Here is a 21244-nt window from a genome sequence, read left to right as displayed (position 1 = left end):
TTAAACATTTATTAAGTTTAATAATCTAATTAAAATCTAAAAATAGCGGATGTTAGATTTTATGCACTGTTTCCAGTATTCTAATAGGTTTATTACCACTGTTACTGAAAACTTTTTGTTCTGTTTTTAATTTTACTCGGTCTCCAGCAACTGCACCTGCACTGTTTTCTACAATGTAGATATCTGGTTTAACATTGGAACGTATATCGAACTCTACCTTGACGTAAGCCATCTTTTCCCCAGTTTCAATAACGATTCCATATGTGAAGTCACGGTAATAACGAATCCTGAAAATAAGATAAACCCCTGCAACAGCGATAACTGCAAATATCAAGATGGTGAGGGATGGGAAGTAACTTAATGAAAAAGCCATTAACAAGTTAGAGTTAGTTCCCACTACAACCAGGATGATGCCTACTGCCAGATACATTAGGAAGAAATCCCTGTAAGCAGGAAATTCTGAACCATACATTAGTTTTACCCGAGTATATAAAAGATAAATGATATAGCTTGCTAATAGGATACCAATGATTCCGTAGAGAACAAGGGATAGAAAGTTAAAAAGATATATGACTGAAAAAATAAGGAATCCTGCGGATAATAGTTGCAGACGGAAAATTGTATCTTCTTTTTCTTTTGAAGTAAAATTGGCAGAAATAAGAATGACATCCGAATCTTGAGAACTTTTTGGTGGTGTGTGAATATTTTCATGCGAATGTTCTTTGGAAGAGGGTATTTTTTTTTTCTTGGTTATATTGGATACTCTTTCATCAATTCCCAGATTATCTTTCACCTTGGAAACATTTTTCTTCCCGGAGTATATTTTTTTTTTGAAATGATATGTATCTACATTCCTAAGTTTATAAGGAATTTTAGGTATGCTAAATATTAAATTACCAATTAAAGCGAAAATTCTTATGATTAAATCACCTAATTTAGTAAAAAAGCTCATATTTAACCTCTATAATGGCTGATCTATTGTGTATTAAATAAAATTATTGAATTATGTTGCTGAAAAATTAACAGCTATGGTTCTATTTCCTACAGGCCAATAAACCGTGACTTTATACCAACCACTGGCAAGATTAGCGCCATTAATTACATTCACGGGATAATTCGTATTAGCATACACAAAAATATCAGATCTACCATCTGTAGTAGCGATATTCATGATATGGGGAGAATTGTACGGGCCGCCTGCAATATTTGTTAAGTTCATTCCAATGAAATTACCACTAAGTGTTACATCTGGATAGGCAGTGGCATTGTTTGATACAGTGGTTCTCTGGGGAATATAAACATTCACAGTTCTTTTAGCTCCAGGTCCATTTGCATAAACAAGGTTAACAGCATCAGATATTGTTTTAATAGCATTCGTTGCGTCAGATGTTGTGGAAACTGCCATGGTGTTGCTTATTGAATTACCAACAAGGGGCATAGTAACCGCAGCCAGAATAATTAAAATAACCACTAGTAGAAGTAAATATTCTGCAGATGCCTGTCCTTTGTTTTCCATATTAATCACTTTCACTATATCTAAACTGTTATTATATATAAGGTATATTAAAAGATTCATATAAATATTAGCACTACTTGGCTATCACCAACCCTAATTATAGGATTTATTGTTATTTGAATGTTATGAGGGATTTCAGTTGTATTATAGGTCTGTTATCCCAAATTTAGTAGAGGATGGCAACCAGCACTGTCTGTAAGATGTATGCCAGATCTCCAATAAAAATGGATATTAAAAGCCCAATAAGGATAGATGGGGCAAAAGGCACTCCCTTTTTAATTCTAAACTCTGATGGTATTTTATTCTCATTATTCAATTTTTTTAAAAGTTCAATATCATCACCAGTCAACCCTGCAGCCAGATTACCCACCAAAAGTTTCCCTGGAGGTGTGGTAAGCACTCCAAGGTCTCTTTTATGAAATGCCTCCATAATTTTCCCAGTTAAACTCTTATCATCCACATAGATTTCACCATCTCGTTGGTAAATATTATATGCAGGGATCATACCCTCCTGGAGTTTTTCCAGGGAATAGTCATCCTGAAGGGCTTGTTTACTCACTGAGGTTAACAATTTTCTCACAACTTCAATTAGCATTATGGTGATGAATAAAATAATGATACTGCTTATGGTAACCTGGAAGTTATAAAAAAGAGCAGCTACAGTAAACAGTGAAACAAAAACGGCCTTAACCTGATTTGGTAGTTTAGAAATTAGCATGGAAAGTATGTAGATTAATATTAAAGAAATTATGATTATCTGAATCTGTGTCTGCTGCATTATGGACTGGAAATGTGATTCCTGAGTTATGAAAAACGTTATGGTCACAGCAGAAGTAATCACCAAAGTTAGAATTATGTTTTTTTGATAATCTTTTACTGGTTCTATCAGTTCACCCATAAGATGGGGTTTGGTTTTAATTACAATATAAAACACGTAAATAAGCAGGAAAGGGAGAATAGATAGAATACTGTTAATTATCAGTGTTAAGGGGAAAGGATAACCTCCTTCCAGGGGAAATGACACTCCTAATATTTGATAGGATATTAATGCAGGGTAAAATGGAAGAAGCGCGGCCAGTGCAGTGAAAAGCTTTACATCACCCCCAGCCCATGCCCCCATCTTCCAGAAAAGATAACCAAGTGCAAAAATAACTCCCGTAACCACTGCACAAATCACTATAAACCATATATCCCCTATCATGAAAGCATAAATTCCATTAAGGATCAAACCCAGGCCAATGAGGGGAAAAGTGAGTTTATTGGGAATAATCCCCCTGGTAAGATCCGTGTAACTAGCATATAAACAGGCCATAACAGCAATTATCGTGGTGATGAAGGGGATGTAAATAATCATCAAAATTCCTCTAACAATATTTCAAGCCTGATTCCTAAGTTAATTCCCTTGCTTTTGCTTATGATTCCTAAGAGCTGCCTCTAGAAATGATACAAAGATGGGATGGGCTTTATTGGGTCGTGATTTAAATTCAGGGTGGAACTGGCAACCCAAAAACCAGGGATGGTCTTTTAACTCTACCATTTCCACTAGAAAATCATCAGGGGAAGTGCCGGAGATAATCAGTCCTTTTTCCATAAGAGCATCACGGTATTCATTGTTTAGTTCGTATCGGTGACGGTGACGTTCGCTCACTTCCTCTTCTCCATAAGCTTCACTTGCCATGGTTTTTTCTTTAATTTTGCAGGGGTATGAACCCAATCTCATGGTACCGCCCATATTTTTAATCTTTTTCTGTTCTTCCATAAGATCTATAACTGGGTAGGGTGTGTTTGGGTCAAATTCTGTACTGTGAGCTCCTTTAAAACCTTCAAGACGGGCGAATTCTATAACCATGCACTGCATTCCCAGGCAGATTCCAAATAGAGGCACCTTGTTCTCCAGGGAGTAACGCACAGCATCAAGTTTTCCTGAAATTCCCCTCTCCCCAAAACCTCCAGGTATTAAAAGAGAGTCCAGATGACTCACTTTATCTTCATCAATGGTTTCTTCTGCCTGTATCCATTCTATGTCCACTTTTATCCCCAGATGGGCTGCGGCGTGTTTTAAAGATTCCCTGATACTCATATAGGCATCTTCCAGTTCCACGTACTTACCAATAATCCCCACACTTACATGGTAGGCATCCTGTTTCATGGATTCAACTACATGTTCCCATTCTGTCAAGTCCTGCTGCTTAGCATCTATTTTAATACGGTTAATGATGTACTCTCCCACATTTTCCTCATTTATAATCAGTGGAACTTCATAGATAGACCCCACATCAGGGGTGTTAATCACTGCCTCCCTTTCCACGTCGCAAAAGTGAGCAATCTTATTTTTTAGAGGTTGATCAATAGGTAACTCCGAACGGCATATAATCATATCTGGAATAATACCTGTGCTGCGGAGTTCCTTGGTACTGTGCTGGGTGGGTTTAGTTTTAAACTCACCTGCTGCCCGAAGATAGGGAACATAGGTCACATGTACGAACATCACATTATCATGACCTTCCTCATTCCTCAGTTGCCTTAAAGCCTCTAAGAAGGGTTGACTTTCAATATCCCCCACTGTACCTCCCACTTCAACCAGCACCACATCGGCCTGGCTCTCATTGGCAATTTTTCTTACCATGTCCTTTATTTTATTGGTTATATGGGGAATGATCTGCACACAGGAACCCAGATAATCTCCCTTACGTTCATGTTCAATGACCGAAGAGTAAACTTTACCTGTGGTTATGTTGGATTCTCCGGAGAGGTTAACATCTAGAAAACGTTCATAGTGGCCTAAATCAAGGTCTGTTTCCATACCATCTTCGGTAACGAAGACTTCTCCATGCTGGTAGGGGTTGAGGGTTCCAGAGTCCCAGTTAAGATAGGGATCAATTTTAATAGCTGTGACATCCACACCATATGACCTTAAAATTCTACCAATCGAAGCTGCGGTTATGCCTTTTCCAATTGAACTTACCACACCACCAGTTACCACTATATATTTAGACAGATGAACCATCTCCTTTTAAAAGATTCTAAAATTGTATCTTATTAATTTATTTTTCTTAGCGATGAAAATTATCCATTTTGGAATTTTTTTTGAATTTCTATTAATTTGTTATTAATTTAAAAATTTGGGCTCCGATCTTTCATCCTTTAATTATAGGATTTATAGGATTTAAATCAAGTATGGGGAGTACTACCAGATTTGAATTAATTATTGTTTTTAGATGGACTTCCGAATAGGATCTGCATAATAGGAACATCTATCTATTGGTTTATCTTATTAAAAAAAGTTATCTAAATAAAACCTGTTTTTTTAAAACCCAGTGAGAATTGGTAACTCCAAATTCAATTTCTTATTTTTCTTAACAATATAGTCTCTATAAAGAAGTATTTAAGATATTAAAGAGTATTTAGATAAAAAAAGATGATTCAGATAAGTTCAGGGTAAATAAAGTTGCAATACTTTATTGTGGGCTGAATATTCTTCCTGATCAGAAAGGGAGGATAACTTTTTCACTCCATATTTTCTCTCCAGAGCTTTCAGGATAAGGTGATCAGCCAGGTGAGGGTTTTTTGGAAGTAGAGGGCCGTGTAGATAGGTGCCTATACAATTTTGATAGACCATACCTTCTTGCTGGTCTTTGCCATTGTTCCCATGGCCAACTATCACCGTACCAAGGGGTTCATGGTCATGGTAGGTGCGGCCACCATGATTTTCAAAACCAAGGATAGTCTCAGGTGCAATTCCTAGGCTGTTTTTGATGATTATATTACCAATAAGTCTTCCTTCCTCACTTTTCGTATGGTAATCGAATATTCCCAGACCAGGAACATCGTTTCCATCTGCATCAATATATTTCTCACCCAGAAGCTGATAACCTCCACAGATAGCCAGAACAGGAGCACCATCTTCAATCAGATATTCCATTTCCTTCCGGTATTTTAAAAGGTGCGAATAAACAATATTCTGACCCCGATCAGAACCTCCTCCAATGAAGAAAAGGTCACCATCCCTTAGGGGTGCTTCCTGGTTCATGCTGAATCCCACAACTTTAACTTTTATACCTCGCCAAAGGCATCTTTGACGGAGACAGGTGACATTACCCAGATCTCCATAGAGGTTTAAAAGATCAGGATACATATGATAAATTTTCAGTTCCATATTTGTCCCTGCACATTTTTTTTCAATTTTTTATGAGTTTTTAATACTATTGGTTTAAGGTAATTTTTTTTTTAATCTAATACTTTTTTATTAGTTTAATTTATTTGAATAAAAGTTTTTCCTGATTCTTTAGAATAATAAGGATGTATTTGGTTCTTTTATTCTTTTTTATTGTTTATCGCCCGGGAAATTTCAGGTTCTTCAAATATTCACGAAAATGTGACATTTTCTTACCAGTACCCTCAAGACGTGCCAGTACCAGTTCACGAGCCTGAAACACAGCGGTATAGGTGGGTAAGATGTAGACAATTTCAACTTCCTCTTTCAAAACTTTTCCAATGGCCTGATCCATATTGTCATCTACTTCAATCATATCTACTGGGATTCCGGCATATTTAAGTCTCAGAGCCATATCTTCTGCCCGTCTGCCGGAACAGAAGATTTGCTTAATATGTTTAATATTTAATGTTTTTTCAACTTCAGCATCCCAGATCCAGGACACATCCCTACCATCAGCTGGGTTATCGTTAAGCACGAATAACATGGATTTCGGTCGATCATCCAGAGATATGCTGCTTATAGTTTCACTGAGTCCAATAGGATTTTTTACCAAGGCAATTTTAACTATTTTATCTGGGAATTGGAAATTTTCCATCCGACCCAAGTGATATTCAAATTCTTCAATGGACTGTGCCACTTTATCCAGGGGTATTCCTATTTCCAGAGAAGTTGATAATGCAGCACAGCAGTTATAAGCGTTGTATATTCCTTCATAGTCGAAACTAATTTCCTGAGAGGTGTTATCTCCCCTCTTTTTAAACTGGAAATGATACTGGTGGTCCTTATAATTTATTTCAGCAATGTTGTAGTCATAGGGAGGGTTTTCAAAACCACAATCCGGGCATTTATATCCTCCCAGTTGCCCGTAATTGTAATAACTGTATTCAAGGTAGCTGCTACATGCAGGGCAAAATCTGGACTCTACAATTCCCTGCTGACTGGTGCTGTACTGGTTTCGGTTAACTCCATAATAAATATTTTTTTTATTCAGTTTTCGGAAGTTAGAAACCAGAGGATCATCAGCATTGAGAATTAAAGTTGTTTCCAATGGTTCAAGAGCCTCTAGAATGTCCTGGAATGCTTTTTCTATTTCACCGTAACGGTCCAGCTGGTCCCGGAAGAAATTGGTAACCAGAACATAGTCTGGTTTGACATATTCAGTGACTCTCTCAAATGATCCTTCATCTACTTCGAAGATACCCCAATCGTATTCCTTTTTACGGTGGTGTAGAAAGGCACTTACCAGTCCCTGGGGCATGTTAGCCCCCCTTAAATTGGAAAGAACAGACCTAAATTCTCTTCTGAAGATGAAATTAAGCAGGTTATTGGTGGTGGTTTTACCATTGGTACCAGTTATGAGGATCTTTTTATGGCAGCGTTCATTGATTATTTTCAAAATATGAGGATGGATGGTCATGGCTACCTTCCCAGGCATAGCACTGGCACTGCTTTTTAAAATTTTCCGCAGTATGAAAGAGGCAATATTCCCAGCAGCAACTGCAAAATAATACCTGAATCTGGAATAACTTATATTAAATCCCACCTTTATTAACAAAGAGATCTAAAATTTATTAATTTAATATTTCATCTGTTTTATGTTTTCCTTTTTAATTGATTTAGGTTTTCCATGGTCTTATGAATAACTTTTATCCTGCCTTAAGTTAATGTCTTGCTCATTTAATTCTGAATATTATAACGCCTTTCTGTGGTTTGGATAATCAAGGAAGTATTTCAAAAACTTGTATCCTTCCCTTAACTTTTTAGAACTGTTTTTAAAACTTTTTAGAACTGCTACTTCACTGTAACCTTCAGTTTCATCAGCTTCACAATGGGGAGAATACACTGCATAAGGGATGGGATCTGAGGTATGGGTCCTAACATTAATGGGTGTGGGATGGTCAGGTAGTACTGCTATGGCATAATCACCTAGTGAGGGGAGTTCTTCTAAAAGTTTTCCAAGTATTCGGCGGTCGATGCGTTCAATGGCCAGAATTTTCTCTTTAACGTCTCCAGCGTGTCCTGCTTCATCAGGAGCCTCCACGTGTATGAAAATCAGATCATGGGTTTTCAGGGCTTCCAGGGCGTATTTGGTTTTTCCACAGTAATCAGTGTCAAAGTAGCCTGTGGCACCAGGAACACGGATGTTGGTAAGTCCCAGATAAGTTCCAATTCCTTTAATAAGATCCACACCAGTTATGGTTGCACCTTTAAGACCGTAAATATCTTCAAAAGGGGTCATATCTGGTTTCCTACCCTGCCCCCATAACCAGATCATGTTAGCGGGCTTTTTACTTTCATCTAATCTTTTCTGATTAACAGGGTGTTCAGCCAGGACCTCTGAAGATTTGTACATTAATTCATTTAGCTTAACTGACAATGGGTGTTTTGATGGTTTAAGGAGATGATGGTTTAATGGTTCTCCCACCACATCATGGGGTGGTGTTGATTTAAGGGAAGCAGCGTCTTTATCTTTAAAGACGAATAAATGTCGGTAACTGGTTCCCAGATAAAATTTCCCATAAGAGTAAAATGCTTGGTTTAAGGATTCTATTAGTTGGGATGCCTCGGCAGTGCTGATGTGTCCTGCATTAAAATCAGCTAGATTTCCCTCTTCTGCAGTTATAAAGTTACAGCGAAATGCAACATCCTTATCTGAAAGTTGAGCACCTATACTGGCAGCTTCCAATGGGCCTCGACCAGTGTAGTATTTTTTAGGATCATAACCCATTATGGAAAGGTTGGCCACATCGGAACCAGGTTCCATCCCCTGTGGAACTGTTTTCAAAAGGCCACATGAACCATTTTTTGCTATAAAATCCATATTAGGAGTGTAAGCTCGTTCTAGGGGTGTTTCACCATCTAATTCTTTAAGGGGTTCATCGGTCATTCCATCCCCAATAACCACTACGTACTTCATTAATATCTCCCAAACCAGTAAATTTGATAACAGTTCTGTTTGAAGTCTAAACCCAGATAATCAGATCTGGTATGCAATGAATATGTTAATAAAAAGCCTAAATCCATAAGTAAATTCATATCTGGGACTAATTTAAATAAATTTAATTTTATGGGTAAATAATCTTTTTAAACTTTTATTATATCTTTTATTACCAATTTTCTTTTATTAAACATTTCATCTTCGAGTTTTCCAGATACTTATTATATCGCTTAAAATAGCAGAAGCTGTTTCCACGGAACCAGCACCTTTACCAACCACAGTTACATCATCTGCCAGGTCAGTTTTCACAGTGGCAACGTTTAATGTTCCCTCCACATCCAGTGGAGATCCCTGGCGAACCAGGCGTGGTGATACTTCCAGAGAATCAGGAGAAGCTTCACCAATGAGCTTAATGAGCAAACCTTCCTTTTTAGCCAGTGCAATTGATTCAGATGTTATCCTGGATATACCTTCCACTTCAACATCTTTAAGAGTAACTGGTAGGTTAAGTATAGAGTTAGCCAGTATAACGATTTTACAGGCAGCATCAATACCCTCTACATCCTGATAAGGGTTGGTTTCAGCGATTCCCATTTCCTGAGCTTCTTTAAGGGTTTGTTCATAAGATGAACCCTCATTAGCCATCCGTGAAAGGATATAATTGGTTGTTCCATTTAATATTCCATATATTGATTCAATGTTGCATCCTGCCAGGGTTTCATGGGCGAAGTTTATTATGGGCATGGCACCCCCCACAGACGCTTCAAATTTGAATTCCACACCATTGGAATGGGCGCATTCTGCCAGTTCCTGGAAGGATAATGCTAGCGGACCTTTATTGGATGTTACCACATCTTTACCATCTTGCATGGCTTTTATAATATGGCTGTGGCCGGGTTCACCATCATCAATATCAGTGGGTGTAACTTCCACCAGACAATCATAATCTACCTCATCCAGAACCTGCAGACTTTCCATACCAGGAGCACCATAATGGGGATAAAGGGAAATTTCACCTTTTTCCTCCTTGATTTGGAGAAGTAATTCTTCATCCAAGCCTTCTGGGTTTATGGATGCCCCTGAACTATCAGTTACTGCTACAATTTCAAGATCAAGGTCATATCTGCTCTTCAAGTATTCTTTTTTCATGGATATTACACGGGCAACACCACGACCCACTGCTCCGAAACCTAAAATAATAATTTTCATTAATTTCACCTTTTACCAAAAGACCAAAAAATGGCTTAGATTTCATTAATAACCAGGAAACCTTTCTTGGCACCTAATTCTTTAACCTTTTTAAGGACTTCATTTTTGAGTCCAAAATCTGCTTCCATAACCATTTTAGTGGCTGAGTTTTTAGGGTTATCAGACATTTTAAGGTCGAGATCAGCCACTCTGACTCCTTCTAACTGGTTTAAATAGGCCATGGTGTTCTGCATATCTTCTTCTATAATATCTCCCACCAGGATGGTGCTGATCTGTTCCTTACGCAGGACATTGTCTACTTCCAGTATCTGGATATCCTTAGATTCCAATGCATCCATTACCTTATCCAGGGTTTCCTTATCACCCTCAATGGTTATCTGAACTGGAACAGTTCCACGTTCTGTTTTAAAATCTCTCTGGTGGATAACCGCAACTATGTTGGCTCCTAATCTTCCCATGGGTTCTAATGCTTCCATTAATTGTCCTGGAACGTCTGGCAAATCCAGTACTAAATTTAATCTCATTTTACCCACTTTCCTTTCTCTACAATAAGATTCCCATCCTCATCCACACGGGTGTTTCTCATGATTTTCTCAGAATCCTTTTGCTTAGCACAGTCTTCACGTGAGAGGTTAACGTTGTCCACCATGTAATGGGTTTCTTCCAAATCAGGTATGTCTTTCAATGCCTCAGAAAAACTTTGTAATATTTTCTCTGCCTCTTTTTCGATCTTCAACTTAGTTCACTCCCAGATGCAAATAGATACAATTAAATTTTTTGATTAATTTTTTTCCCAACTATTTTTTCATCGTTATTTAATCGCTATTGAAAAATGCTATTTAAAATTATATTATATTCAACGAGAGTTATAAACCATCTTTAGTTTAATTTTTATAAATTTAAATGTCTATAAATTTAAAGGATTTTTTCAGCTGGTCCATGTAATGATGATCCTTGATGATCTTTTTTCTAAGTATTTTATCAATGCCGGAACCATATTGAGCAGCCTTTTTTGGTCTTTTAACAACTTCATTGGGCACCCCAAGATCAAGGGCTACTTCTCGTAAAATGCGTTTGCGAAGAGCATCACCCTGGCCACAGATCTTGTATTTCATAGGTATCAGCATGGCTAAATTTATAATATCCAAATCCAGATAGGGAACCCTTAGTTCTACACTTCGGGCCATGGTTACTTTATCATCACGCTCCAGATTAACATGGTAAAGATTTTCAACATCACCCTTAAGGTCTTCCTGGGCTTCTTCTCCTTTTTCATGGTAAAAATTAAGATAGCGGTGGTAACCAGCGAAGAGTTCATCTGCACCCTGGCCCGAGAGCATCACCCGAAAACCATCCTCATTTGCCATGGCTGCTGCCAGATATGCAGTCATCCCCACCCCTAATTTCATCAAGTTCCACTCTTCTATGGCATTTAATACAAGGGGAGTGTATTCTCTCACCATCTTTTCATCAACCTTAGTGATGTGGATGGGCAAGTGCATGTGTTCAGCTATTTTTTCTGCAAATTTAAGGTCAGAAGAACCTTCACTTCCCACAGCATAAAGCTCAGCATGGACTCCCAGATCAGCACACAACACAGCAAGAATGGTGCTATCAACCCCTCCAGAGAAAAGTATCCCAATATTTTCCAATCCCCTCACTCTTTTTTCAACAGATTTAATGAGCATATTTCTTAAAATCTTTTTTAAATAATTTTTACCAGGATATTTACCATAGGTATCCGTAGACTTTTTAATTTCATCCTGGGATTTTTGGTGTGATTGATGAAATAATTGACTGTTAGAAAGTCCATCTTTCCAGGAAAACCTTTCAGGTAAAGATACTAACTCCTGATTATGCAGCATATAGTTTGGTGGTAAACTATGTGTGTCATTTATCCCCACTTTCTGCAGGGCTTTCCTTTCAGATGCTAATCCCAAATAATGATCATTTGAACCATAGTAAATGGGTTTTACACCTACCGGATCCCTGACAGCCACCAGGTCTTTACCATCATAGGCAACAAAGGCATAATCTCCATCAAGACGTTCTAATACTGGAGGAATGCAATCTGATAATTTACCATCATAATATATATTAATAAGAGCTGAAATTACTTCCGAGTCGCTTTTTGTTATAAAATCGTAATCAAAATCCTTTTCAAGTTCAAATCTGAGTTCATGATAGTTGTATATCTCACCATTACAAGTTAAGATTATATTACCACTTATCAGTGGTTGTTTTTCTTGATCACCCACAATTGACAGTAAGTTGTGCCCTATTGCTCTAAAACCTGGAGGTATATCTATTTCAGACAGGTCTCCATAGACAAGGTTCCCATCTACCCAGGCACCTGTACCATCAGGTCCTCTATGTTGAAGGGTGTGGAGCATGTCATACAATTTAAGATGAGCATTTTCCCCGATAATAGCCGCTATCCCGCACATGTTCTACCTGAAAAATAATTTATTCAGAATATATAAGAGTTATTAAGTTATAAGAGTAAATTAAATTGCTTAAACTGAACCTTTCTAGATCATTTAAAAAACTTTAATAAGTCAAGCTTGAACAAGTAATAGATTATTGGTAAGATTTAGTAATCTCATTAGGCATCAATGCAGGCATGAAAATCCAGAGTGAATTTATCTTATTTCCTGATGTAATTTTAATTAATATTATTTTATGAGTATTTATTTTTTGCCCATATTTCACAGTTATAGGGTATTTATCTCTCCGGAAGGGTTAAGGTTAGCAAGGCATTGTGCTTAATTTTTGATGAATTATTTGGGGTTTTCTCATTAAATTTCAAGCCTTTTCCTCTCTTTTCAATTATGTGCTGGAAACTGCAGTTTGGATATGACCATATATGACCATATAATTATATCATCTTTTGTTAAAGATCCATATTTATTGTTTAAGACCTACACTTATTGGTTATTTATCATTAGTTCTTTAGCAGGTCCTGATTTTGCGTGGGAATTACATACCACCCCCTATTTTACAAGGAGATCTTATTTGAAGTCAAATCAATTGTTCATTAAAAGAAACACCAAATTTTTTTAAGTTATATTTTAATATTCAAGTCCTTATTCTTTATCCTTATTCTTTATTTATCTTCTAAATTTATATCCAGATCACTTAACTTGCTCCGAATTTCATCTGAAAGTTCCCAATCCTTCCTCTCTCGAAGTTTTTGCCTTACATCAGTTATGATGTTAATCAGTTCTCCTGAAATTCCTTCATCTTGTACGGCACAGTCGGATGCGAAATTGAAACCAAATATTTCACCTATTTCTGTTAAGAAAAATTTTATATTTTGGAGTGATCTTTTGGAAATTAAATCATTATTCAGGGTCCTGTTGGTGTCTCGTATGAAGTTAAAGAGAATTGAAAGTGCATAGGGGGTGTTGAAATCATTATCCATGGCTTCCAGAAAATTAATCCGAGTTTGCTTCAATAAATTACCTTGAATTTTATCATTTTCTCCATTTTCAGGATGATCCTCATCTAGGAGTTCGTTTATGTTGTAATAGAATTTATATAATCTTTTTAGACTGTTCTGGGATTGTTCTAATATTTCATGGCTGAAGTCTATTGGGCTGCGGTAATGAGTGGACAGAACAAAGAAGCGGAAAACCTCAGGAGGGTATTCTTCCAGGAGTTCTTTGATAGTGATGAAGTTTCCCAGGGATTTGGACATCTTTTCTCCTTTGACATTCAGAAAACCGGTGTGCATCCAGTAGCGCACCATGGGTTTTTGGCCGGATGCAGATTCCATTTGGGCAATTTCTGCCTCGTGGTGGGGAAATATCAGGTCCAATCCACCACCGTGTATGTCATATTGAGGTCCGAAATACTCCTCAGTGATAGCTGTGTCTTCAATATGCCATCCAGGGCGTCCTGCACCCCAGGGTGAATCCCAGGAGGGTTCTTCATCCTTTTTCTTCCACAGTGCAAAGTCTTCTGGATTTTTTTTAGCACGGTCAGGGGTTATACGGTGCACTTTCAGATCTTCTATTTTGCGATGGGATAACTTACCAAAATCCGCAAATTTAGATACATCAAAGTAAACCCCATTTTCACTTTCATAGGCGAATCCCTTATCCAGGAGGGCTTCAATTTGTGCTATAATCTCAGGCAGATGTTCTGTTGCCCTGGCAAATAGATTGACATTATCCACTCCCAGGGCCTTCATATCCCTAAGATATTCTGCTTCAAATTCCCTGGCAAGAAGCAAAGGGTCCTTTTTAGTTTCAGCAGCCCTTTTAATTATTTTATCATCAATATCAGTGATGTTCTGAAGGTAGAATACACTAAAACCGCGATATTTAAGGTAACGGACTATAACATCAAAAGAGATATAGGTTCGGGCGTGTCCTATATGGGAATTATCATAGACTGTTGGTCCGCAGACGAAAAGTTTCACCCGGTTTCCCTTGAGGGGTTTTAGGGGTTCTTTTTGGCGAGATAATGTATTATAAACTTTTATCATTTAATCACATGATTTTAAAGATTGATTAGTATGATTTAAGTAAATAGAATATCAGTATATTTAGATTTAGATCAGTTAATAGACTTGATAAAGGTAAGTGGATCATTTAAGTGGATAAAAGTTGATTATATTTAATAGGGTTAATAGAAGCCGAGATCGGGATTTGAACCCGAGTAGCGTGGTCTGCAGCCACGTACCTAGCCTCTCGGTCATCTCGGCATATTATCATCTTGTGTTTTTTTTTTAAACTTCCTGGACTTAATACCCTAAATTATGAGTTAAAATACTATTAAGTTGTATGTATGTTGAACAATTTTCATATGTAAATATTTTGATAGAGATCTAGGGACTGTCAAAAACTTGGGGGATAACCATCAAAAACTTTTCTTTGGTTCCAAATATCAATTCTAATGTTTATACGTGACATTACTCCCTTTTTAATCTTCATTAAACGCTTAACACTTTTAGGAAAGGTTTTTTGAAATACATTTTCCAAAATACTTGTAGTTCGCTCAATATTTCCATCTTCCAAGAAAGCAAACAAGGTCTTAAAGTACGGCATAAAATAATCATAGATAATTGATTGAATAACCTTCGAATAATCTTTAATTTTGTTTAATATCTTTTTAAATCCATTTCTAGCACTTTCAAATGATTTAAAGTCAAATAAACTGAACAATTCTAGTTTTTCTTTTCGTATTTTATCAATTTCATCATCTGTGAGTTCATTTTCTTTAATATACTCCGTTATGATTTTTTTAAAAACTTTTAGTGCGTGAAAATAGCACCATTGATGTTTAAACCCTAATTCTTCAATAATAGGTTTATATTTTGCATCTAGATCCGTAGTTATGGCAATTGTTTTATTATTCATTGTATTTTGCTCTAGAAACTCTTTTATGTTCTTAGAATTCTCTTTAGAGTATATTTCATCAGCAACTATAATATTCTGTTTACTGTCGAATAAAGTGAATCTGTAGTTCCAAATACCGTTAATTTTAATCCACTCAACATCAAAAATGTAATATCCAGAATAACAGCTTTCAGAGTCTTCTTTATTGTTTTCGTATTCGAGTATCCAGTTTTCAATAGTTTGTGGTGAAACACGGACTCCTGTTTCTTTTTGAACTAAATAAGCGATATTACGCACTGATCCAATGAATAAACCGACTAATTCAATACATTTGTCCTTAAATTCGTGTGTGAAATTACTATTATCCTCAACAATTTCAGAGATATCAGTAGTAAATTTTTTACCACATTTGTTGCATTTATAAGCTTGAATTTCTGTTTTAACAACGCCTTTATAGTAAAATATAAGTATTCTTTCTTTAAACCCGTTTTTGTTCACGAATTTGCTGAAACAATCAGGACAGGTTGGATTTAACATCTCAATATGGAGTTTATCTTTTTTATACCATGTTTTTAATGTTTTGAATACTTTATGGTTTGTTTTATTTGATTTTAATTGGTTTTCAACAAATTTGGACAAATCTTCACAAAAATAGGAAAGTTTATAACCCTGATCAAACAAACTATCAATTGGAGCAAGTTTTTTTGTTTTTACCATACAAAATACTATGCTCCACTTATTATAAAAGTTTTTAGGTTTTTATTTCAGAAAATAGTATGTTTGAACGGGGATAAGAAATTGTATTGGTCATTTCATGATTTTTTGAAATCCCCCAAGTTTTTGACAGAGCCGAGATCTAGAGATAATATTCCTAGAGGTAACATTAATTCTGTCGCTGTTGTACTAAACTAACAGGAAATTCATTGGTTGCAATTCATTGGTTCTTGTGAACTTTTCTAATTTTTCATATAAATAATAATTCAATCTTTATAATTCATTCTAATGCATAACAAAGATAAGAGGAAGAAAGAAAATGTATCCTCTCCTTATTTAATCAACCTAATCAACCTTTTTACCAGCTTCAGGTCCGGGTTGAACAGAGTAGATCTCAGTTACTTTTACTACAATGGCTGCTTTGGGATTGAGTTTGGTCATAACATTCAGTGCCCATTCCACCACTTCATCGAATATTTCACCAGATTCAAATATTTCAGCAGTACCCTTAAACTGGTAAGGATTCGTTTTAGCGTCTTTGGTGACTATGGCCACATGAGGGTTTTCTTCAATATTTTTCCGGGTTTTGTTCATGTAGTTGTCAGCAATTAATATGCTTCCATTGTCAATGGGCCTTGCAAAACCTATGGGAACCACATTGGGAATTCCTTCGCTGCTGGCTGTTGCCAGAAATACTAAATCTTTCTCAATTGCATCCATCATCTCTTTGCTCATGGTCATTTTATCAACCTTTATATAGATTATATCCTAGTTGAATTTATTATTGTTGAATTCATTTAAAATGTATTCCTTTCCAAATCATTATTATTTGAAATACTTTTGTTATATTAATACAACAATGCCTTTGATACATTACTATTAATATCTCTTATTATTCACATTTGAGCCTGCGAATGGATTCGTCAAATAATATTATTGATTTTGCCAGGACCAGTTCCACAGAATAATTACAAGTACTACGCAGGTAAATGATATTTTTTGCCCTACCCTCGGATTCAATCAATACCAGTGGGTGATTTCGACATACCTGTGGTCTTGAATTGTATATTGAGCACAAGTTGGTTTCAGGGTCAATGAATTTACAGGGTTGAATATGTTTGAGTTCAAAATGTTCAGGATATAATCTGTTGGGTATAATATCCTTTTCCAGTTCAGGGTTGAAAGTGAGAAGAAGATTCAATTCATCTTTGTGAATGAATACGGATTCTGATTCTCTGCAGCATCTTCCACAAACAGTGCACCATTCTTCATGTTCAATGGCAAGTTCGTAATTTGATGGGCCGCCTATTACATCTAATCCAATGATGGCTGCAAGTTCAATTATCTCCTTAAGGTCCCCTTTAGTAACTCCTAATTTTTTGTACCTTTTCACTGATCTCTTCTTTTTCAATCGATTGAACACGGCCTTTTCCAGGAGTTCAACTTCTTCAGGAGAGTTTTCCCCAGCATCAGATTCTAAGGATTTCCTTCTAAGCTCCTGAAAAAGTTCTTTATCAATAATAAGATCTCTTAACATTCTGACACTCACTAAATTAATTGAAATAGAATTGATTAAATTTATACATGAAATAAATGTTTTTATTAGATACTATTTTATTGATACTATTATTTTTTGTATAAATTATTCATAGATTTCTGTTCGTAATTTTATTATTTTGAAAATCTTTCAAGTTGTCACATACATGTTCTGCTGCCAGAATAATAGGATCAGTTACCATTGAAACTGGAGGGGCATAAGAAAACTCTGCGGTAGCCAGTTCAGAGCATGTTACACCGTTTGATATTGCTAAAGTCATGGTATCAATTCTTTCCGCGACTCTTTCTTCCCCAATTATTTGACAACCGATAATCTGTCCTTTAATGTTGCATATGATCTTCACGTCAATTCTTTTAGCATCCGGATAATAACGGGCCTTACTGAGGGCTTTAATTTTCCCAGATATTACATCTATCCCTTTTTGAGGGGCTAATAACTTAGTTATACCTACAGCACCAAATTCAAGTTCCCCAACTTTAGAAACCATGGAATTCAGCACGGGTTTGAATTCTCCGCCAATTCCAGTAATATTTTTGGCAGCTATTTTTCCCTGACTTACAGCAGCTGTCCCTAACATGGATTGAGTGTATTCTCCAGTTATTGCATCTACTACTTCTACACAATCCCCAACAGCATATATATTTGAAACGGATGTTTGCATCTTCTCATTGACTCTTATTGCCATGTTTCCAAGTTTGCAGCCTGCTATTTCAGCTAATTTAGTCTGAGGTCTGACCCCCGTAGCCAGAATAACCATATCTGCCTTAACTGTTCTATCTTTAAAAACCACTCCTTCAACCTGTTTCTCACCCAAAATTTTCTCTGCTGGGCGATTCAGAATGACATCAATTCCTTGTTTTTCAATGTATTTGTGAACTATTCCCGCCATATCTGGATCTAATGATCTTGGAATAATTTGAGGTAACATTTCAGTCAGGGTTACTTTTAAACCCATCTGTTTGAGGGCGTAAGATGTTTCTAAACCGATTAGACTGGCCCCTACAACCACCGCATGTTTACTATTTCCAGACCACTCTTTGATTTTAAAACCGTCTTCAATAGTCCTGATTTTGAAAACACCTTCCAAATTTGTTCCTTCAATTGGAGGTATGTATGAAGTTGCTCCAGTTGCTATTACAAGGTAATCATAGGATAATTCTTTTACATTAGAATCATTTCCTGTTTTCAAACGGTATTTTACTTTATTTTCACTACTTATCACATCATATACTTCTGCTTGAGTTATTATTTTGATATTTTTCTCCAGATAATCATCTTTTTCGTGCATGATGATATTCTTAAAATTTTTGATTTCTCCACCTAAAACGTAAGGTATAGCACAGGGGGAATAGGCAATATGTTTTTCTTTAGTAATCACGGTAATTTCCGCATTTTTATTGCATTTTCTAATGTTTGATGCTGTAGAAAGTCCACCAGCACCACCACCAGCTATTACTATTTTCATATATTTCTCACCAAAGGATAATCCAGATACATATCCATAAAATTTTCATTTCACGAGTTGGTAATAGTTCTTTATATTTTTCTTAAAATAAACTCAAATAATCATCCATAAATAATAAAAAAATATGTAATTTTAATATTAATTTATAATTATAGATATAATTATAGATTTTTTAAAAAATCTTAAATATAGATAATTTTCAATTTTTTCCTTATTAAAACTTATTTGGCTCTTAAAATATTCTTTAACTGTCTTTTTTGTTTTTTTTTACTTGATGTTTTTAAATCTCCCAGAATTGCCAATTATAGAACACTAACCATAAATCAAAGAATATTTAAAGCTACACGAGCAGCATTCTGTTCTGCTTCTTTTTTACTTCCCCCGCAGCCGGTTCCGCAATTTTTCCCATTAATAAACACAGCCATGGTGAATTTTTTATTATGTGGTTCTCCTTCCTCTTTGATTAAATCATAAATTATGGTACGACCCTCCTGGTCGCATAACATTTTCAATTCAGATTTATAATCATGAAAAAAGATGTCCTGGTTTTCTATGTGGGGGAGAACAGTTTCATCGAGGAATTCTTTCACTTTGTCCAAGCCTTGGTCCAGATATAAAGCACCAACAAAAGATTCAAAAACATCACTGACTACAGAATCGAGTTCTCTTCTGGTTAATTCAGCACCAGCACCTAATTTTATATACTTATCCAATCCTAATTCTATGGAATAAGTGTATAGTGCCTTTTTACAAACATAATTAGACCGTATTCGGGTTAACTCACCCTCAGTTGAATTTGAGTTCATGCTATATAAGTATTCAGAAACTACCAAATCTAGAACTGCATCTCCCAGAAATTCTAATCTTTCATAACATTCATCGAGGTTGTTTTCATGGGAATAGGACTCATGTAGGAAAGCGACCTCATAAAGATGAATATCATGGGGAACAATGGAAAATTTTTCCAGGATTTTCATAATATCTTTTTTTTTATTTGGTGACACGTATGGAGTGGATTGATTTTTATTAATGGAATATCACTAGAGAATATCAGTGGCAACGAATGGTAAAGCTTTTATTTAAGTTTTTTTTGGGTTGAAACAGCCTTATTTAATTCATCCTCAGCATCAATTTTATCCAAGACCTCTAAGACTCTGGTTAATTCTGCATTGGTCTCAGGGTGGCGGGGTACTGCAGAACATCCCTCTTCTGGGAGTATGGAAATATCGTAAGTTCCTATCTTCTTGGCCAAGTTCTCAATTTCAACTTTGTCCAGTCCAATTAAAGGACTTAATATGGGCATCTGGGTAGAATATCGAGTTGCTAAGATGTTTGGAAGAGTTTGAGATGCTACTTGTCCGATGCTACTTCCATCAACAATGGCTAAGATTTTTCGATTTTTGGCAATTTTTTCTGCGATTTTGTACATCCCACTTTTACACAGTACACAAGTCATCCTTTCCGGGGCAATCTCAATGCACTTGTGAAGAAATTCACCATAGTCAATCTGGTAAAGATCTAATTTCGCCCCAGCAGAATATTCTTTCAGTTTTTCATGAATTCTCAGGATTTTCTCACTAGATTCTGAGGAATAGGGATAGGTGTTGAAATTGAGGAGAGTCACACTGCAACCTCTTTTCATCATTAGAAAACTGGCCACCGGCGAATCAATGCCACTTGAAATCAAAGCTATAACTCTTCCCTGAGTTCCTACAGGCAAACCTCCCAGTCCCGGCATTTTCTGGTGGAATATGAAGGTTTCATCCCCTCTTACTTCCACGAATAATTCAAAATCAGGATGAGAAAGGTCAACTTTAGATTGAGTTAAACCGTAGACAACTGAGCCACAGTATGCAGCCATTTCTTGGCTGGTGAAATCATGATCACCCACTCTCCTGCAACGGATGGCAAAGGAATCATCCCCCGAGAAAATACCATCTTCAACCAGTTTATTAATGTAAATTTCTATCAATTCTTTAATTGAATCATGATTAGTCTGGGTTACGGCTGCAGGACTGTATGAAACTATGCCTGGAATTTTATTGAGATATTCAAGGGCAGTTTCCAATTCATAAGGATGGATGAGTATTCTACCTTGTTTCAATTCCACATAACCATCAATAACACTTTTTATATTCTCAATGAGTTTACGCTCGAACCTGCCCCTAACTTTAGTGCTTTTTATTCCAATTTCCCCGTAACGAACTATTATTAATTTGTATTCCATATACAGGCTCCAAAATAAGTAAAAAATGGAAAGAAAAAGATAAAAGGGAAAATAAT

The 21244-nt window shown here is 36.2% G+C and carries 18 protein-coding genes and 1 tRNA gene; all 19 read right to left on the bottom strand.

Going from position 1 to position 21244, the window contains the following annotated elements:
• Positions 1–52 precede the first annotated feature (52 nt).
• Complete coding sequence (locus tag HVN35_09935) at positions 53–952, bottom strand: DUF2101 family protein (GenBank protein NYB52861.1); 900 nt, start codon at positions 950–952, stop codon at positions 53–55.
• A 51-nt stretch (positions 953–1003) separates the two neighbouring features.
• Positions 1004–1516, bottom strand: coding sequence for a class III signal peptide-containing protein (locus HVN35_09930; GenBank protein NYB52860.1), 513 nt, complete (start codon positions 1514–1516; stop codon positions 1004–1006).
• 166 nt (positions 1517–1682) lie between these two features.
• Positions 1683–2870 (bottom strand): prepilin peptidase, encoded by a 1188-nt coding sequence (locus tag HVN35_09925; GenBank protein NYB52859.1) that lies wholly within the window; start codon positions 2868–2870, stop codon positions 1683–1685.
• Between the two features lie 39 nt (positions 2871–2909).
• Entirely contained in the window at positions 2910–4523 is a 1614-nt protein-coding gene (gene pyrG, locus HVN35_09920; GenBank protein NYB52858.1) for a CTP synthase (glutamine hydrolyzing), read from the bottom strand.
• A gap of 426 nt (positions 4524–4949) precedes the next feature.
• Positions 4950–5672, bottom strand: coding sequence for a glutamine amidotransferase (locus tag HVN35_09915; GenBank protein NYB52857.1), 723 nt, complete (start codon positions 5670–5672; stop codon positions 4950–4952).
• Positions 5673–5847: 175 nt separating this feature from the next.
• Positions 5848–7167 (bottom strand): DUF1727 domain-containing protein, encoded by a 1320-nt coding sequence (locus tag HVN35_09910; GenBank protein NYB52856.1) that lies wholly within the window; start codon positions 7165–7167, stop codon positions 5848–5850.
• 255 nt (positions 7168–7422) lie between these two features.
• Positions 7423–8649, bottom strand: coding sequence for a cofactor-independent phosphoglycerate mutase (locus HVN35_09905; protein ID NYB52855.1), 1227 nt, complete (start codon positions 8647–8649; stop codon positions 7423–7425).
• A gap of 216 nt (positions 8650–8865) precedes the next feature.
• Positions 8866–9888 carry a homoserine dehydrogenase gene (locus HVN35_09900; protein NYB52854.1) on the bottom strand — a complete coding sequence of 341 codons (1023 nt, stop codon included), beginning with the start codon at positions 9886–9888 and terminating at the stop codon, positions 8866–8868.
• A 26-nt stretch (positions 9889–9914) separates the two neighbouring features.
• Complete coding sequence (locus HVN35_09895) at positions 9915–10403, bottom strand: amino acid-binding protein (protein ID NYB52853.1); 489 nt, start codon at positions 10401–10403, stop codon at positions 9915–9917.
• Positions 10400–10615, bottom strand: a complete 216-nt coding sequence (gene gatC / locus HVN35_09890; GenBank protein ID NYB52852.1) for an Asp-tRNA(Asn) amidotransferase subunit GatC — start codon at positions 10613–10615, stop codon at positions 10400–10402. The genes HVN35_09895 and gatC overlap by 4 nt, the downstream gene beginning before the upstream one ends.
• Positions 10616–10778: 163 nt before the next feature.
• On the bottom strand, positions 10779–12326 hold the full coding sequence (locus tag HVN35_09885; protein ID NYB52851.1) for an asparagine synthetase B: 1548 nt from the start codon (positions 12324–12326) through the stop codon (positions 10779–10781).
• Between the two features lie 659 nt (positions 12327–12985).
• Positions 12986–14371: a cysteine--tRNA ligase gene (locus tag HVN35_09880; protein NYB52850.1), complete on the bottom strand. Its 1386-nt coding sequence runs from the start codon at positions 14369–14371 to the stop codon at positions 12986–12988.
• 148 nt (positions 14372–14519) lie between these two features.
• Positions 14520–14590, bottom strand: a tRNA-Cys gene (locus tag HVN35_09875).
• A gap of 133 nt (positions 14591–14723) precedes the next feature.
• Positions 14724–15941, bottom strand: coding sequence for a hypothetical protein (locus tag HVN35_09870; GenBank protein NYB52849.1), 1218 nt, complete (start codon positions 15939–15941; stop codon positions 14724–14726).
• 342 nt (positions 15942–16283) lie between these two features.
• Positions 16284–16679, bottom strand: coding sequence for a pyridoxamine 5'-phosphate oxidase family protein (locus HVN35_09865; GenBank protein ID NYB52848.1), 396 nt, complete (start codon positions 16677–16679; stop codon positions 16284–16286).
• A 151-nt stretch (positions 16680–16830) separates the two neighbouring features.
• Entirely contained in the window at positions 16831–17475 is a 645-nt protein-coding gene (locus HVN35_09860) for a YkgJ family cysteine cluster protein (GenBank protein ID NYB52847.1), read from the bottom strand.
• Positions 17476–17584: 109 nt separating this feature from the next.
• Positions 17585–18961: an FAD-dependent oxidoreductase gene (locus HVN35_09855; protein NYB52846.1), complete on the bottom strand. Its 1377-nt coding sequence runs from the start codon at positions 18959–18961 to the stop codon at positions 17585–17587.
• A 323-nt stretch (positions 18962–19284) separates the two neighbouring features.
• On the bottom strand, positions 19285–19938 hold the full coding sequence (gene rnc, locus HVN35_09850) for a ribonuclease III (protein ID NYB52845.1): 654 nt from the start codon (positions 19936–19938) through the stop codon (positions 19285–19287).
• 98 nt (positions 19939–20036) lie between these two features.
• Positions 20037–21188 (bottom strand): tRNA 4-thiouridine(8) synthase ThiI, encoded by a 1152-nt coding sequence (thiI, locus tag HVN35_09845; protein ID NYB52844.1) that lies wholly within the window; start codon positions 21186–21188, stop codon positions 20037–20039.
• Positions 21189–21244 lie beyond the last annotated feature (56 nt).

The sequence above is a fragment of the Methanobacteriaceae archaeon genome (genome assembly GCA_013403005.1).
Classification (GTDB): Archaea; Methanobacteriota; Methanobacteria; order Methanobacteriales; family Methanobacteriaceae; genus Methanobacterium.
Note: the sequence above shows the minus strand (reverse complement) of the source record. Positions and strands in the feature narration are given on the sequence as shown.

Bases quoted from the DNA above. Each gene is read 5' to 3' on its own strand.
- HVN35_09935 (NYB52861.1), bottom strand. From the start codon at position 952: ATGAGCTTTTTTACTAAATTAGGTGATTTAATCATAAGAATTTTCGCT.
- HVN35_09930 (NYB52860.1), bottom strand. From the start codon at position 1,516: ATGGAAAACAAAGGACAGGCATCTGCAGAATATTTACTTCTACTAGTG.
- HVN35_09925 (NYB52859.1), bottom strand. From the start codon at position 2,870: ATGATTATTTACATCCCCTTCATCACCACGATAATTGCTGTTATGGCC.
- pyrG (NYB52858.1), bottom strand. From the start codon at position 4,523: ATGGTTCATCTGTCTAAATATATAGTGGTAACTGGTGGTGTGGTAAGT.
- HVN35_09915 (NYB52857.1), bottom strand. From the start codon at position 5,672: ATGGAACTGAAAATTTATCATATGTATCCTGATCTTTTAAACCTCTAT.
- HVN35_09910 (NYB52856.1), bottom strand. From the start codon at position 7,167: ATGCCTGGGAAGGTAGCCATGACCATCCATCCTCATATTTTGAAAATA.
- HVN35_09905 (NYB52855.1), bottom strand. From the start codon at position 8,649: ATGAAGTACGTAGTGGTTATTGGGGATGGAATGACCGATGAACCCCTT.
- HVN35_09895 (NYB52853.1), bottom strand. From the start codon at position 10,403: ATGAGATTAAATTTAGTACTGGATTTGCCAGACGTTCCAGGACAATTA.
- HVN35_09885 (NYB52851.1), bottom strand. From the start codon at position 12,326: ATGTGCGGGATAGCGGCTATTATCGGGGAAAATGCTCATCTTAAATTG.
- HVN35_09880 (NYB52850.1), bottom strand. From the start codon at position 14,371: ATGATAAAAGTTTATAATACATTATCTCGCCAAAAAGAACCCCTAAAA.
- HVN35_09870 (NYB52849.1), bottom strand. From the start codon at position 15,941: ATGGTAAAAACAAAAAAACTTGCTCCAATTGATAGTTTGTTTGATCAG.
- HVN35_09865 (NYB52848.1), bottom strand. From the start codon at position 16,679: ATGACCATGAGCAAAGAGATGATGGATGCAATTGAGAAAGATTTAGTA.
- HVN35_09860 (NYB52847.1), bottom strand. From the start codon at position 17,475: ATGTTAAGAGATCTTATTATTGATAAAGAACTTTTTCAGGAGCTTAGA.
- HVN35_09855 (NYB52846.1), bottom strand. From the start codon at position 18,961: ATGAAAATAGTAATAGCTGGTGGTGGTGCTGGTGGACTTTCTACAGCA.
- rnc (NYB52845.1), bottom strand. From the start codon at position 19,938: ATGAAAATCCTGGAAAAATTTTCCATTGTTCCCCATGATATTCATCTT.
- thiI (NYB52844.1), bottom strand. From the start codon at position 21,188: ATGGAATACAAATTAATAATAGTTCGTTACGGGGAAATTGGAATAAAA.